At 47.2% G+C, this 14,408-nt stretch carries 14 protein-coding genes and 1 tRNA gene; 14 read left to right on the top strand and 1 reads right to left on the bottom strand.

Annotated features, from left to right (window positions below; all coding sequences use genetic code 11):
- Positions 1-60: 60 nt before the first annotated feature.
- From AC4EHB_RS15240 to AC4EHB_RS15210, 7 genes are all read left to right on the top strand, one after another.
- Positions 61-1,587 (top strand): tetratricopeptide repeat protein, encoded by a 1,527-nt coding sequence (locus AC4EHB_RS15240; protein WP_490976452.1) that lies wholly within the window; start codon positions 61-63, stop codon positions 1,585-1,587.
- A gap of 67 nt (positions 1,588-1,654) precedes the next feature.
- A complete protein-coding gene (trxB, locus tag AC4EHB_RS15235; protein ID WP_490976453.1) occupies positions 1,655-2,608 on the top strand; it encodes a thioredoxin-disulfide reductase in 954 nt (317 codons plus the stop codon).
- 616 nt (positions 2,609-3,224) lie between these two features.
- Positions 3,225-3,716: an NUDIX domain-containing protein gene (locus AC4EHB_RS15230; RefSeq protein WP_490976567.1), complete on the top strand. Its 492-nt coding sequence runs from the start codon at positions 3,225-3,227 to the stop codon at positions 3,714-3,716.
- The gene (gene rapZ, locus AC4EHB_RS15225; RefSeq protein WP_490976454.1) at positions 3,703-4,587 is read left to right on the top strand and encodes an RNase adapter RapZ; all 885 of its coding nucleotides are present in this window, start codon (positions 3,703-3,705) and stop codon (positions 4,585-4,587) included. Before AC4EHB_RS15230 ends, rapZ begins: the two co-directional genes overlap by 14 nt.
- A gap of 4 nt (positions 4,588-4,591) precedes the next feature.
- Positions 4,592-5,587, top strand: coding sequence for a gluconeogenesis factor YvcK family protein (locus tag AC4EHB_RS15220; RefSeq protein WP_490976455.1), 996 nt, complete (start codon positions 4,592-4,594; stop codon positions 5,585-5,587).
- Between the two features lie 21 nt (positions 5,588-5,608).
- Positions 5,609-6,559 (top strand): DNA-binding protein WhiA, encoded by a 951-nt coding sequence (gene whiA / locus AC4EHB_RS15215; RefSeq protein WP_490976456.1) that lies wholly within the window; start codon positions 5,609-5,611, stop codon positions 6,557-6,559.
- 58 nt (positions 6,560-6,617) lie between these two features.
- Positions 6,618-6,875, top strand: a complete 258-nt coding sequence (locus AC4EHB_RS15210; protein WP_490976457.1) for an HPr family phosphocarrier protein — start codon at positions 6,618-6,620, stop codon at positions 6,873-6,875.
- Positions 6,876-7,282: 407 nt separating this feature from the next.
- On the opposite strand, the gene clpP is transcribed toward AC4EHB_RS15210, so the two are convergent.
- Positions 7,283-7,894, bottom strand: a complete 612-nt coding sequence (gene clpP, locus AC4EHB_RS15205) for an ATP-dependent Clp endopeptidase proteolytic subunit ClpP (protein ID WP_135501084.1) — start codon at positions 7,892-7,894, stop codon at positions 7,283-7,285.
- Between the two features lie 172 nt (positions 7,895-8,066).
- On the opposite strand from clpP, the gene AC4EHB_RS15200 reads away from it, so the two are divergent.
- The 7 genes from AC4EHB_RS15200 to gpmI all read left to right on the top strand — a co-directional run bounded on the left by AC4EHB_RS15200 (position 8,067) and on the right by gpmI (position 14,394).
- Positions 8,067-8,138: transfer RNA gene (locus AC4EHB_RS15200), tRNA-Arg, on the top strand.
- A 199-nt stretch (positions 8,139-8,337) separates the two neighbouring features.
- On the top strand, positions 8,338-8,646 hold the full coding sequence (locus tag AC4EHB_RS15195; RefSeq protein ID WP_490982029.1) for a glutaredoxin family protein: 309 nt from the start codon (positions 8,338-8,340) through the stop codon (positions 8,644-8,646).
- A gap of 106 nt (positions 8,647-8,752) precedes the next feature.
- Positions 8,753-9,796, top strand: coding sequence for a sugar-binding transcriptional regulator (locus AC4EHB_RS15190; protein WP_490976459.1), 1,044 nt, complete (start codon positions 8,753-8,755; stop codon positions 9,794-9,796).
- Positions 9,797-10,801, top strand: a complete 1,005-nt coding sequence (gene gap, locus AC4EHB_RS15185) for a type I glyceraldehyde-3-phosphate dehydrogenase (protein WP_490976460.1) — start codon at positions 9,797-9,799, stop codon at positions 10,799-10,801.
- 110 nt (positions 10,802-10,911) lie between these two features.
- The gene (locus tag AC4EHB_RS15180; protein ID WP_490982028.1) at positions 10,912-12,093 is read left to right on the top strand and encodes a phosphoglycerate kinase; all 1,182 of its coding nucleotides are present in this window, start codon (positions 10,912-10,914) and stop codon (positions 12,091-12,093) included.
- A gap of 14 nt (positions 12,094-12,107) precedes the next feature.
- Positions 12,108-12,869 carry a triose-phosphate isomerase gene (gene tpiA, locus AC4EHB_RS15175; RefSeq protein WP_490976461.1) on the top strand — a complete coding sequence of 254 codons (762 nt, stop codon included), beginning with the start codon at positions 12,108-12,110 and terminating at the stop codon, positions 12,867-12,869.
- Positions 12,862-14,394 (top strand): 2,3-bisphosphoglycerate-independent phosphoglycerate mutase, encoded by a 1,533-nt coding sequence (gpmI, locus tag AC4EHB_RS15170; protein WP_490981963.1) that lies wholly within the window; start codon positions 12,862-12,864, stop codon positions 14,392-14,394. The genes tpiA and gpmI overlap by 8 nt, the downstream gene beginning before the upstream one ends.
- The last annotated feature ends 14 nt before the right edge of the window (positions 14,395-14,408 follow it).

The raw sequence follows: 14,408 nt of genomic DNA, 5'->3' as shown, positions 1-14,408 counted from the left end.
ACAGCACATTTGAGTAAAGGAGCGATTTCATCGTTCCTTTTACTTTTTCGGAGGCATATTTTGGAGAATAAAAAGAAAAAACACAATGACAACCTTCTTTCATTCATACCGACAGGAGAATACTATTACAAAAAGGCAATGCGCGAGCTGCAGCGGGAACGGTATCCGAAAGCCCATAAATACCTGCAGCGTGCGACAGAATTAAGTCCACAGGATGCGGATATCTGGGTTCAATTCGGAATCGTGCTCATGGAGACGGGCGAATTCGAGCAGGCAATGGACGCGCTGCGCACGGCTCACGGGCTTGATGTGGACAAATCCGAAACCTTATTTTTCCTGGCAGAGGTCCACGCGCATCTCGGCATGTTTTTGGATGCCCGCAATTACGCGAAAAAGTATAGCGAAAAAGAGCCGCAGGGCGAATATAACGAAGAGGCTTTGGAAATCATCGATTTTGCGGAACAGGAAGACTGGCAGCTTTTTGATGATGAGGGTGAAGCACAGGATAGCGAATACTTTTATCAGCAAGAAAAGGCGCGCCGCATGATGGAGAAAGGGAATTTCCCAGAAGCGATTGAATTGCTTGAGAAGCTGGTGGAAGAAAAGCCTGATTTCTGGGGAGCGCATAATAATCTGGCGCTCGCCTATTTCTATGTCGGCGAAGCTGAAATGGCGAAAGCGTTGCTGCATGATGTGTTGAGACGTAATACCGGCAATCTTCATGCATTATGCAATTTAGCTGTCTTTCATTATTACGAGAAAAATGAAGAGCTAGAAGATGTTCTGGAACTCTTGAAAAAGATTCAGCCGTATGTCTTCGAGCACCGCTATAAACTAGGAGCAACATTTGCGTTGGTCGGCAAATACAAAGAAGCGTACCGCTGGCTGAGAAGCCTGCAAAAGCGCGGATTTGACGGCGACCCGGCCTTTTATTTCTGGCTGTCGCACGCCGCCTTCCATTCGGGGCATGAAGATGTCGCCAAACAGGCATGGAAACAATTGACGCAAATGGATCCGACCAAAGGCGGCTACGAACCGTGGGCCGATAATGGCGTGATGCCGCATGAAGACGCATTGGAGCATAACCGCGATTACCTCGTGAAAAAGCTTGACCATAGCCATAAAAGTGAGCGGCTATTTGGCATGTTCCTGCTGGGCAAGTCCGCCCATAAACAGGAAATCATCTCGCATCCGAATTGGCTCAAATCCGAGCAACCGTCCGTTATCGAAACATATATGCTCGGATACGCACTTGGGCATCCGTTTAAAGTGGAAGTGGCGGAAGAGCGCGCATTCAAGCGCGCAATGGAAGTAGCGGAACTGCTTTATGCCGAAAACGGCATGGTGACGGAACAAGGGTCTTATACTTTCCAAATGTGGTTCATGCTGGTTGAAAAGGCATTTGAACAGAATTACAACTTTAAAAATCCGAAAGCCTTGGCAGCAGCGGTCACCTATATGGTGAAGTCATCAAGAGACACGGCAGCGACGAAAAAATCCGTTGCCGCCCATTATGGCATTACGACTGCCACATTGACCAAATACGTCACAGAACTGATCCGTTTTTTGCCGCTGTTTGAATCATAAGCAAATAAGTTGCTGATAAGCGCGGATTCTTATACGATTTACTTACTGAGATTTAGGAGGCCATAAAATGACCGAAACTACGAATGTTTATGATGTTATCATTATTGGAGCAGGACCTGCAGGCATGACTGCCGCAGTTTACACATCACGCGCAAATCTGACGACGTTGATGCTAGAGCGTGGAATTCCGGGCGGCCAAATGGCGAACACGGAAGAAATTGAAAACTATCCAGGTTTCGACCACATCCTGGGGCCGGACCTTTCAACAAAAATGTTCGAGCACGCGAAAAAATTCGGAGCGGAATATGCTTACGGAGACGTCAAAGAAATTATTGACGGTGAAGAATACAAAACCATAATTACCGGTTCGAAAGAATTTAAAGCCCGCGCAATCATCATTACGACTGGGGCAGAGTACAAGAAAATGGGCGTTCCAGGCGAAAACGAACTTGGAGGCCGCGGAGTCAGCTATTGTGCAGTCTGCGATGGTGCATTCTTCAAGAACAAAAACCTTGTTGTTGTCGGCGGAGGAGATTCAGCAGTAGAGGAAGGCGTCTACTTGACACGTTTTGCGGATAAAGTGACAATTGTCCATCGCCGCGACGAATTGCGCGCACAAAAGATCATTCAAGACCGCGCATTCGCCAATGAAAAAATCGATTTTATTTGGAGCCACACAGTAAAAGAGATCAATGATGAAAAAGGCAAAGTCGGAAGCGTCACACTTGTTTCGACGAAAGATGACAGTGAACAGGAATTCGACGCGGATGGCGTGTTCATCTACATCGGCATGCTGCCATTGACAAAACCTTTTGCTTCGCTTGGCATTTTGAATGACCAAGGCTATATCGTAACCAATGAAAAAATGGAAACAAGTATTCCAGGAATCTACGCAGCGGGAGACGTCCGCGACAAAATGCTGCGCCAAGTAGTGACCGCTACAGGTGACGGAAGTATCGCAGCACAGGCTTCCCAGCATTATATTGAAGAATTGGTTGAAAAAATCGGCCAAAAAGCGTGATTTTAATCACTTCTTAATGGCATTGTCACACCGTTGTCATGAAGTGGTGCTAATATAGGAAGAGTAAATTGACCCCCTTTTTATAGAATACTTTGATAGACCGCTTTCCGGAGATTCCGGGGAGCGGCTTTTTTTTGTGCAGAATTATCCTTTTGAACATAGGCGTGAAATAGCGTTATTGGGCTAGTGGCGGTTAAATTATAAACAGTTCATGTTGACAGCTTGTTAGTGCTTGTTAATTTCTTTGTAGGGCATGTCAACGCCGAATTGGTGCGTGTTAAGAAAGCAATCACCGGAAACTTAGAGGTAGCTGGCTCCAGACGCCACTGTAATAGAGCCGCTTCGAAAGTTCATCAAAAACCCATTGCTCCTGTCTCTGTCCCTGCAACGCTGCGCTAGCTTCGGGACATGAAAAACCGTTGCATCGCTTCGCTAGCTTCGAGACATTAAAATGCGTTGCAGCACTTCGTGCTTCGTCGCAAAGTTCTGGCCAAATGGATTTGGCCAGAACTTGCCTGTCGAAGCTAACGGGCTCTTTCCGCTTTTCTTTTTTTGCATGACACACCAGGATAGATGTATAATGGAGAGAGTTTACAAAAGATACGGAGTGTCGATAGTGCAGCGAATAGCGAATTTACTAGTTGTCCGCAACGGACAAGTCTTATTATTAAAAAAACCTCGGCGCGATTGGTACGTTGCACCGGGCGGGAAAATGGAAACCGGTGAATCGATTTACGAAGCGGCAATCCGTGAGTTTATTGAAGAAACGGGCGCAACGCCATTGAATACGCATTTAAAAGGAATTTACACGATGATGATCCATGACGAAGGCCGGATTGTGGATGAATGGATGTTGTTTACGTTCGTTGCACACGGCTTAGAAGGAAAAACTTTCGAAGAAACGCGCGAAGGGCTGCTTGAATGGCATCCGGTTGAAAGCTTAGCGTTTCTGCCAATGGCCGAAGGGGACCGCACCAACCTTCAGTTTGCGGTGCACCAGGCGGGCATGCAATACGGCACGTTCCACTACACCCCAGAATTTCAGCTGCTGGCTGAGCACATACAAATTTCAACAGAAGAGGTGACACGCCTGAATGGAAAATCATAATAACGACGAAACTGAATTGATCATCATAACCGGCATGTCAGGAGCGGGCAAAACCGTGGCAATCCAAAGCTTTGAGGATCTCGGCTTTTTCACGATTGATAACCTGCCGCCTGCTTTATTGCTGACGTTCATCAAATTGATGAGAGATTCAGGAAAGTCGATGAAGCGTGTGGCTGCGGTCATGGATCTGCGAGGCGGAGATTTCTTCGACAGCCTGGTGGACGCCATCGATAACCTTTTGAAAGAACCGAAAGTTTCCGTGACCATCTTGTTCCTAGACGCTGACAATCAGACGCTCGTGAGCCGCTATAAAGAATCACGGCGTTCGCATCCACTGTCGCCCGGAGGCTTAGTGCTCGGAGGCATCAAAAAAGAGCGGGACATGCTGACGGATCTGCAGGGCCGTGCGAAATACATGTACAACACGTCAACGATGAAACCGCGTGAGCTGAAAGAACGGATCATGAAGGATTTCGCGACCAAGACCAGTAACGTATTCACGGTCAACGTCATGTCGTTCGGCTTTAAGCATGGAATGCCAATCGATGCAGATTTAGTATTCGATGTTCGCTTTTTGCCGAACCCATATTATATTGAAGAACTGAATCCGTTGTCCGGGCTCGATAAGCCTGTATCGGATTACGTGCTGCAATGGAGCGAAACCCAAACCTTGATCGATAAATTGACCGACCTGTTTGAGTTCATGATTCCCCACTACAAAAGCGAGGGCAAGGCACAGCTTGTCATCGCGTTCGGTTGCACAGGCGGCCAACACCGCTCGGTAACATTGGCTGAATACTATGGAAAATTATTAGCTGAAAATTATAAGACGATTGTTACGCACCGTGATGTTAAAACAAGAAAGGGCTGAGTGCATGGAAGATTCTTTGCGCCGGAAGCGTGTAGTTATCATTGGAGGAGGCACTGGCCTCTCCACGTTATTAAGAGGTTTGAAAATGTTTCCGCTCGATTTAACAGCGGTCGTGACCGTTGCTGACGACGGCGGAAGCTCTGGCCGGCTGCGCAATGATTTGGATATTCCGCCGCCAGGAGATATTCGCAATGTGATGGCGGCATTATCTGATGCTGAACCGCTCGTCGCGGAAATGTTCCAATACCGTTTTAAACAGTCCCTGGATTTGGATGGGCATTCACTCGGCAACTTGATGCTTGCCGCGCTCACTGAAATTACTGGGGACTTCTCGCATGCTGTTCGTGAGATGAGCCGGGTATTGAATGTCAACGGCACAGTGCTGCCAGCGGCCAATCAATTGGTGACGCTGCACGCTGAGTTCGAAGACGGCACAATTGTCAGTGGGGAATCAAAGATTCCGATGTACCTGCAGCCAATCAAGCGCGTGTTCTTAGAACCGCATGACGTCAAAACGCTGCCAGACACAATCACTGCCATCAGCAAAGCGGATGTTGTTATCATTGGCCCGGGATCTTTGTATACAAGCATATTGCCAAATCTTTTGGTCAAGGACATTGAACAAGCTTTGATGGCTTCGACAGCGAAGAAGATTTATATCTGCAATTTAATGACCCAGGCTGGGGAAACATATAACTATACCGCCTCAGATCATGTTAAAGCCCTATATGCACATGTAGAAAAACCATTTTTGGATGCAATTTTGCTCGATAAGATCCAAGTGCCGTTGACGGTTGCGGAGCGCTATAAGAGAGAACTGGCATCGCCAGTTGAGTGCGACGAGGAAGAACTGGAGAAAATGGGCCTTGAGGTTTACAAACAAAACATTACCAGTATATTCGGAAAAGCCGTTCGGCACGAACCGATGAAAGTGGCGCAGTGGCTGTTTGAATACGCCGGAGGCCTCGAAAAAGAAACACCGAAGCATCTGTATTTTTGATGTGAGGAGAGGGGGGACGGCATGTCATTTGCTTCCGAAACAAAAAAAGAAATGACCCAAATTGAAGTGGACGATTGCTGCGGCAAAGCCGAGCTATCTGCTTTAATCCGCATGAATGGGACTTTGTCGTTTTCGAATCGGCAGTTGAGCCTTGATATACAAACAGAAAACGCAGCGATTGCGCGGCGCATCTATACCTTCTTGAAACGTTTTTATCCAACATATCCGGTCGAATTGCTGGTCCGGAAAAAAATGCGCCTGAAAAAGAACAATATTTATATCTGCAGAATCAGGGAAGGGTCGAAGCATGTCCTGGAGGACTTGGCTATTATTTCGGAAGGCTTCCAATTTCAGCATGAAATTGATAAAAGCCTGATCGAAAAGACTTGTTGCAAGCGCGCTTATTTGCGAGGTGCTTTCCTGGCGGGGGGATCTGTCAATAATCCGGAAACTTCTTCCTATCACCTTGAAATCTACTCGCTTTACAAAGACCATGCGGATTCACTGGTCGAGCTGATGAATCACTTTCATTTGAACAGCAAGACCATTGAACGGAAAAAAGGCTTTGTAACTTATTTAAAAGAAGCAGAAAAGATTTCAGATTTCCTTAGTATCGCCGGAGCACATGTGGCATTATTGAAATTCGAGGACGTCCGCATTATCCGGGATATGCGCAATAGCGTCAATCGACTGGTGAATTGCGAAACCGCAAACCTAAACAAGACGATTGACGCGGCGCTGCGGCAAGTCGAGAATATCCGCTTTATCGACTCAGTAATTGGCATTGACCAGTTGCCTGAACGCCTTCGGGAAATTGCCAGACTGCGCGTTGAGTATCAAGATGTTACACTGAAGGAACTTGGAGAGATGGTTTCAAGCGGCAATGTGAGTAAATCGGGTGTCAATCACCGGTTGCGCAAAATCGATGAAATCGCGGAGCAATTGAGAAAAGGAGAAACGATTGGCCGGTAGCACCGCGCCAATCTTTCATATATGATTAAGTCCAGTTACGTTTTAGAGGAGGGACAGCATGGTAGAGAAACAAGTGGAAGTCCAATTGAAATCCGGATTGCAAGCAAGGCAAGCAGCTTTGTTCGTCCAAGAAGCCAACCGCTACAACGCGGATGTCTATTTGGAAAAAGACGAAAAGAAGGTTAACGCGAAAAGCATCATGGGCATAATGAGCCTGGCCATCAGCAAAGGCACGAATGTAACCATTTCAGCAGACGGATCGGATGAAGAGAAAGCAGTAAATGCATTGTCATCCCTAATCGAAAAAGAAGCATAAGAAATCCCGCAGCCTTCGAGGCTTGCGGGGTTTTTTCAACGTGTTGAGAAAGCTGCTTACTCTTTAAATGGTAAAGGGGGTATAGGTGCAGATATTCCGCAAAACAGCCCCGATAAAACATATGCTCCTGCAGCGCTGCGCTGCTTCGTCGCTACGCTGCCCCGCGGGAGTCGAAGCTGTTTTGCTACATATCTGGATAGCATGAAGAAATTGCAGAAATTTTATCTTTCATGATTTTAAAAAGTGAAATGATTTGCTATTAAGAAGGACCTTTGAATGAAGCGGAAGGCGGAGACTGAAGCCAGGCCCGCGGAACGCGTCCGCCTAGAGCGAAATGAAAAGATTAACAAGAGTTTCTCTACCACACAAAAAAATCCCGCAGCATCGAAAAGCTGCGGGATTTTTGTTTAGATATCTTCTTTAGTGTGCTGAGGCAATTTGCTGCGAGTGATGATTTGGTCGATCAAACCATACTCAAGCGCGCGCTCTGCAGTCATGAAATTATCGCGGTCTGTATCTTTGGAAATGACATCCAAAGATTGGCCAGTGCGTTCTGACAAGATCGTGTTCAATTTTTCACGAAGGAATAAGATGCGTTTTGCGGCAATCTCAATTTCTGTCGCTTGGCCTTGTGCTCCACCAAGTGGTTGGTGAATCATGACTTCAGCATTCGGCAAAGCATAGCGTTTGCCTTTCGTGCCTGCTGCCAATAGGAAAGCACCCATAGAAGCGGCCATGCCGATGCAGATAGTTTGGACATCCGGACGGATGAACTGCATTGTGTCATAAATCGCCATACCGGCTGTGATGCTGCCGCCAGGGCTGTTGATGTAGATCGAAATATCTTTATCTGGATCCTCAGCTTCGAGGAACAGCAGCTGCGCGACGATAGAGTTTGCAACATTATCGTCAATTCCGCTGCCCAGCATGATAACGCGGTCTTTCAGCAAACGTGAGTAAATATCATAGGCACGTTCGCCGCGGCTCGTTTGTTCAATTACTGTTGGAATTAAATTCATAGGTAATTTCCTCCTCATAATAAGGTATTGGCTAACTATACTGAAATCTTCTTCAGCTGTAATAATATCATACACATGATGGTCAATGAAGGTCAAATCTAACGAATTGAAAAAACAAGCTTGAAATGTTTTGTATCTCTGTATATAATAGAAAAGTCGCTAATAACGATTTGCCCTCGTAGTGTAATGGATCACACGTAAGATTCCGGTTCTTGAGATGGAGGTTCGATTCCTTCCGAGGGCATAAAATGAAAGCAGCACGCCTACTCCAGTAAATTGGAAAAGGTGTGCTGCTTTTTCTTTTGCTGCTGTAATTGCATGTAGAATATCCCGCCAAGCTAACCAAAATATCTGCCCGACACTTTACCAGAAAGCGGCTGCCGAATATAATTGGAGGAGTGAACCGGCCGAAACACAGGCTGCTTCTTTACCAGAAAACGAAGATGCCGGAACAGGTTTTTTTGGCCCTGCTTCTTCCTGCGGCGGAGCTGGACAAAGATGGCAACGAAAGAAGGGTGAACATGATTACGTTATTCACGCGGGCAAATTGTCCGTTATGCGATGAGGCTAAGCTAATGCTAAAACTGGTCCAGGAGGATTTTAATATCGACTGGACGGAAGTGGACATCGAAAGCGACGACGCCTTGCATGAAAAATACATGCTGATGATTCCGGTGATTGAGCGCAATGGCGAAACGATCATCTATGGCAATGTCGGATATATTGAATTATTGGAAGCGTTAGAACTTTAACGCTTCTTTTTATTTGCATTTATTGAAAAGCTCAGCTAAAATGAAATAAGTGGGACAGAAAAAAAGTATCGGGACGAAAAATGTCCCATGCGTAAGGAGTGAATTAATGGATCCATTAACGGAAGCGCAGAACAAGCTCGTGCCGGAAATGACCGACCTCCTGAAAAAACGTTATCAAATTTTGCAGGCTATCCAGAGAGAAGAGCCGATTGGCAGGCGCGCACTTAGCGAACTTGCCGGTATGAAAGAACGCGATATCCGCAATGAAACTGATTTGTTGCGTAGTCAGCAGCTGATAAAAGCAAAAACCGCTGGAATGGCTGTCACTCTTCAAGGTGCAGCTGTTCTGGAAGCATTAAAAGAATTCATGCGTGAAGTTTCCGGACTTTCACACATGGAGCAGCAATTGAAATCCATTTTGGGAATAGCGCGCGTGCACATCGTGCCGCAGGACAGTGATGAAATGCCGGCTGTTAAAGGCGATATCGGCAAAGAAGCTGCCCGGCTGCTTGAATCCAGGTTTGCTCAACACAAAATTGTTGCGGTGACCGGCGGCAGCACGATGGCGGCCATCTCGAAAGAATTATCCGCTGACAGGAAAGACAACGCGCTCCAATTTGTTGCTGCACGCGGCGGACTGGGCGAGGATGTCCTCCACCAGGCCAATACGATTGCATCGGCATTTGCCGCAAAAACTGCTGGCTCGGTCAAGACACTCTATCTGCCGGATCATCTCAGCGCGGAAGCGTTCGAAATGATGCTGCGCGAACCGGTCATCAAAGACATGATGGACAGTTACGACCGGACGGATATCGTGGTGCACGGAATCGGCAATGCCGAGGAAATTGCATTGCAGCGCAAATCTTCCAGCGAGGAAGTGGAGCATATCCGTTCCGGCGGTGCAGTAAGCGAAGCATTCGGCTACTACTTCAACGATCAAGGAGAAGTGGTTTATCGCATCCGTACAGCGGGAATTCAATTGGAGCAGGTCAAAAATGCCGCATTCATCCTGGCAGTAGCCGGAGGGCATTCAAAAGCACAGGCAATTCTCTCGTATTGCAAAATTGCAGCCAAGGGAACGGTGCTCGTCACTGATGAAGGGGCGGCCCGGCAAATAATAGAACTTACACAAAAACTGGAGGAATTATAAATGACTTTAAAATTAGCTATTAACGGATTCGGACGCATAGGACGCATAGTTTTCCGCCAAGCATTGATTCACGAAGAAGTGGAAGTAGTAGCAGTGAACGATTTGACAGACGCTAAAATGCTTGCGCACTTGCTGAAATACGATTCTATCCACGGCACTCTGGACGCTGAAATTTCTTCTGAAGGCGACTACTTGATCGTCAACGGCAAGAAAATCAAAGTCTTCTCAGAAAAAGATCCTTCTAACCTTCCATGGGGCGAATTGAACATCGATATCGTTGTTGAATCTACTGGATTCTTCACTGACGCTGAAGCAGCTGAAAAACATATCACAGCTGGCGCGAAGAAAGTCATCGTTTCTGCACCAGGCAAAAACATGAAAACTCTCGTTATGGGCGTTAACCATGAGAGCTACGATCCAGAACAAGACAAAGTGGTTTCAAACGCATCATGTACTACAAACGGCTTAGCCGGAATCTCTAAAGTATTGAACGAAAAATTCGGCATCAAACATGCGATGATGACAACGATCCACTCATACACAAATGACCAGATTTTGCTTGACTCACCGCATAAAGATTTCCGCCGTGCCCGTGCAGCTGCGGAATCGATGATTCCTACAACTACAGGCGCAGCAGTTGCAGTAACAAAAGTATTGCCGGAATTGGTCGGCAAATTGGATGGTATGGCAATCCGCGTTCCTACACCAAACGTTTCATTGATCGACTTGGTCGCGGAACTTGAAACTTCAGCATCTATCGAAGATGTAAACAAAGCGCTTAAAGAAGCATCCCAAAACGAATTAAAAGGCTTCTTGGAATACAGCGATCTTCCGCTCGTATCAAGAGACTACAATGGCGTAGAAGCTTCAGCAACTGTAGACGGCTTGTCTACTATGGCAATCGGCGACAACATGGTTAAAGTCTTGGCTTGGTACGATAACGAGTCTGGCTACTCAGCTCGCTGCATCGATTTGGCTCTACACATGTACAAAACGGGTTTGTAATCCCAAAATCATAGCTTAATTTCCGATGAACCTCTATAATGAAAGAGGGTAAAAGGGGTGGGGATTTACCCCGCCCCTTATTTTTTTATATGAACGGGAGGATTTTCATGTTGAAGAAAATGACCATGAAAGACGTGGACTTAAAAGGGAAACGCGTATTTTGCCGAGTGGATTTTAATGTGCCGATGTCTGAAGGAAAAGTGACAGACGACACACGGATTCGCGCAGCTGTCCCAACGATTGAATATTTGGTCGAGAACGGGGCAAAAGTTATTTTGGCAAGTCATTTAGGCCGCCCGAAAGGCGCAGTCAACGAAGACATGAGACTGGCAGCAGCAGGAGTCAGGTTAACCGAATTATTACATAAACAAGTTAAGAGCCTCGATGAATCGATCGGGGGAGGAGTGGAGCAGGAAATTTCGGCAATGGCCGAAGGAGATGTTATTCTGCTTGAAAATGTTCGCTTCCATGAAGGTGAAGAAAAAAATGATCCTGAACTCGCAAAAGCATTCGCATCGCTGGCAGACCTTTTCGTCAATGATGCGTTTGGCGCAGCACATCGTGCGCACGCGTCGACAGCTGGCATCGCAGAGCATCTGACCGCTATATCCGGCCTGTTGCTGGAAAAGGAATTGGATGTCCTCGGCAAAGCATTGTCTGAACCGGAACGTCCGTTTACGGCAATCATCGGTGGAGCCAAAGTCAAAGATAAAATTGGTGTCATCGACCATCTTTTGGATAAAGTCGATAATCTGATTATCGGCGGCGGCTTGTCTTATACGTTCAGCAAAGCGCAAGGCAATGAAGTCGGAAACTCACTTCTTGAGGAAGACAAGATCGACCTCGCCAAATCCTTCATTGAAAAAGCGAAGGAAAAAGGCGTCAACTTATACATGCCAGTCGATGTCGTAGTGGCAAAAGAATTTTTAAATGACGGCGAAACAAAAGTTGTAGGGATTTCAGAAATTCCTTCTGACTGGATGGGCCTCGATATCGGACCTGAAACCGCTAAAACCTATGCGGATGTCATCAAAAATTCGAAGCTGGTGATCTGGAACGGGCCTATGGGCGTGTTTGAAATGAGCTCATTCGAAAATGGCACCAAATCCGTCGCTCAGGCGATGGCGGAAACAGAAGCCTATACGATTATCGGCGGAGGAGACTCTGCAGCGGCTGTCGAGAAATTCAACGTAGCCGACAAAATGGACCATATCTCTACGGGCGGCGGTGCTTCCCTTGAGTTTATGGAAGGCAAAGATTTGCCTGGCGTTACTGCATTAACCGATAAATAGAAGGAGTGGTTTTGTTGAGAAAGCCGATTATAGCGGGAAACTGGAAAATGTATAAAACTTTTTCTGAAGCAAAACAATTTGTCGAAGAAGTGAAAGGCCTCGCGCCGGACGCGGACAAAGTCGATTCAGTTATTTGTGCGCCGGCGCTGTTTCTTCAGCAGCTGGCAACAGCAGCGGAAGGCAGCCCGCTTCAACTAGGGGCGCAGACGATGCACGAAGAAAAAGAAGGAGCGTTCACCGGCGAAATCAGCCCTGTGCAATTAGCGGATCTTGGCATCCAATACGCCATTATCGGCCATTCGGAGCGCCGCCAGTATTTCAACGAAACTGACGCTTCAGTAAACAAAAAAGTGCATGCCGCGTTTGCATACGGCATTACCCCGATCATGTGCGTCGGCGAAAGCTTGGAGCAGCGGGAAAGCGGTTCTACAGGCGACGTCGTCGAACAGCAAGTGGCTGAAGGACTGAAAGGCTTGTCAGCGGACCAAGCAGCTCAAACGGTCATCGCTTACGAACCGATCTGGGCAATTGGCACCGGCAAAACCGCCACAGCAGAAGATGCCAATGAAGTATGCGGCATTATCCGCAAAAAAGTGGCATCGTTATACGATGAAAATACAGCACAGCAAGTACGCATCCAATACGGCGGCAGTGTGAAACCAGCGAACATCGAGGAATTGATGGGCATGGAGCATATCGATGGCGCATTAGTCGGCGGAGCGAGCCTGGAAGCGGAGTCTTATGTGAAATTGCTAGAGGCGGGATTGCATGCGTAATACAGAATATCCAGTAGCGTTGATTATCTTAGACGGTTTCGGCTTCCGGGCAGAAAACTTCGGCAACGCAGTAGCTCAGGCGAAAAAACCGAATTTTGACCATTTGTGGAATAAGTATCCGCACGGCTTGCTGACGGCATCTGGTGAAGCGGTCGGCTTGCCGGAAGGGCAAATGGGCAATTCTGAAGTCGGCCACTTGAATATCGGCGCCGGACGGATTGTCTATCAGAACTTGACGCGTATCCATAAATCGATCAAGGACGGTGATTTCTTCGGCAATCCAGCATTCTTGGAAGCTGTTGCGAATGCCAAGCAAAATGGCACTGCACTGCATTTGATGGGGTTGTTGTCTGATGGCGGCGTCCACAGCCATTTTGAACACTTATTTGCGTTATTGAAACTAGCGAAACAGCACGGGTTGACTGAAGTTTACGTACACGGATTCCTGGATGGACGCGATGTCGGCCCTCAGACAGCATTGCAATATGTGCAAGAAACTGAGCACAAAATGGCTGAAATCGGCATTGGCAAGTTCGCTTCCATTAGTGGACGCTATTACGCCATGGACCGCGACAACCGCTGGGAGCGGGTTGAACTTGCTTACCGCGTGCTTGTCGATGGCGTCGGCGGAGCAGCGGAAAGCGCGAGCGAAGGAATTGCCAAATCGTATGATACAGGCGCTAATGACGAATTCGTCTTGCCTTTCGCGGTGACCGAGAACGGCGTACCGGTGGGCACGATTAAAAAGGGCGATTCTGTCCTGTTCTTCAATTTCCGTCCCGACCGTGCCACTCAATTGACTTCGGCATTTGTAAAAGAAGATTTCAATAACTTTCCACAAGGGCCGAATAAACCGCAAAACCTGACATTTGTTACATTTACCAGCTACACCGATGAGCTGCCTACGCGTGTTGCATTCGACACGTTGAATCTGGAACAGACAATCGGGGAAGTGTTGTCGGAAAACGGCTTGCGCCAATTGCGCATTGCCGAAACCGAAAAGTACCCGCACGTTACGTTCTTTATGAGCGGCGGGCGCGAAGATGTATTTCCAGGTGAAAAACGGATTTTGGTTGATTCACCGAAAGTAGCGACTTATGACCTCAAACCGGAAATGAGCGCTTATGAAGTGACGGACCAATTGTTGCAGGAGATCCATGATGATGCGTTTGATGCGATTATCTTGAACTTTGCAAATCCGGATATGGTGGGCCACAGCGGAATGCTGGTGCCGACAATCCGAGCTATCGAAGTTGTCGATGAATGCCTCGGCAGAATCGTCGAAGCGCTGCATGCAAAAGGCGGCGCCGCAGTTATCACAGCCGACCACGGCAATGCGGATGAAGTATTGACGTTAGAAGGCAAGCCAATGACGGCGCATACGACGAACAAAGTACCATTAATCGTTACAAAACCAGGCGTTGTACTAAGAAATGACGGTATTCTTGCCGATTTGGCACCGACTGTCTTGAAATTATTGAACGTTGACCAACCGGTAGAAATGACCGGAAAACCATTATTCTAAACTAAGGGAGCTGT

The sequence above is a fragment of the Planococcus sp. TJ-302 genome (assembly GCF_058268455.1).
This window is presented reverse-complemented; position numbering and strand designations above follow the sequence as displayed.

Coding starts and splice junctions, on each gene's coding strand:
- trxB (WP_490976453.1), top strand. CDS start 1,655: ATGACCGAAACTACGAATGTTTATGATGTTATCATTATTGGAGCAGGA.
- rapZ (WP_490976454.1), top strand. CDS start 3,703: ATGGAAAATCATAATAACGACGAAACTGAATTGATCATCATAACCGGC.
- AC4EHB_RS15220 (WP_490976455.1), top strand. CDS start 4,592: ATGGAAGATTCTTTGCGCCGGAAGCGTGTAGTTATCATTGGAGGAGGC.
- whiA (WP_490976456.1), top strand. CDS start 5,609: ATGTCATTTGCTTCCGAAACAAAAAAAGAAATGACCCAAATTGAAGTG.
- AC4EHB_RS15210 (WP_490976457.1), top strand. CDS start 6,618: ATGGTAGAGAAACAAGTGGAAGTCCAATTGAAATCCGGATTGCAAGCA.
- clpP (WP_135501084.1), bottom strand. CDS start 7,894: ATGAATTTAATTCCAACAGTAATTGAACAAACGAGCCGCGGCGAACGT.
- AC4EHB_RS15195 (WP_490982029.1), top strand. CDS start 8,338: ATGCCGGAACAGGTTTTTTTGGCCCTGCTTCTTCCTGCGGCGGAGCTG.
- AC4EHB_RS15190 (WP_490976459.1), top strand. CDS start 8,753: ATGGATCCATTAACGGAAGCGCAGAACAAGCTCGTGCCGGAAATGACC.
- gap (WP_490976460.1), top strand. CDS start 9,797: ATGACTTTAAAATTAGCTATTAACGGATTCGGACGCATAGGACGCATA.
- gpmI (WP_490981963.1), top strand. CDS start 12,862: ATGCGTAATACAGAATATCCAGTAGCGTTGATTATCTTAGACGGTTTC.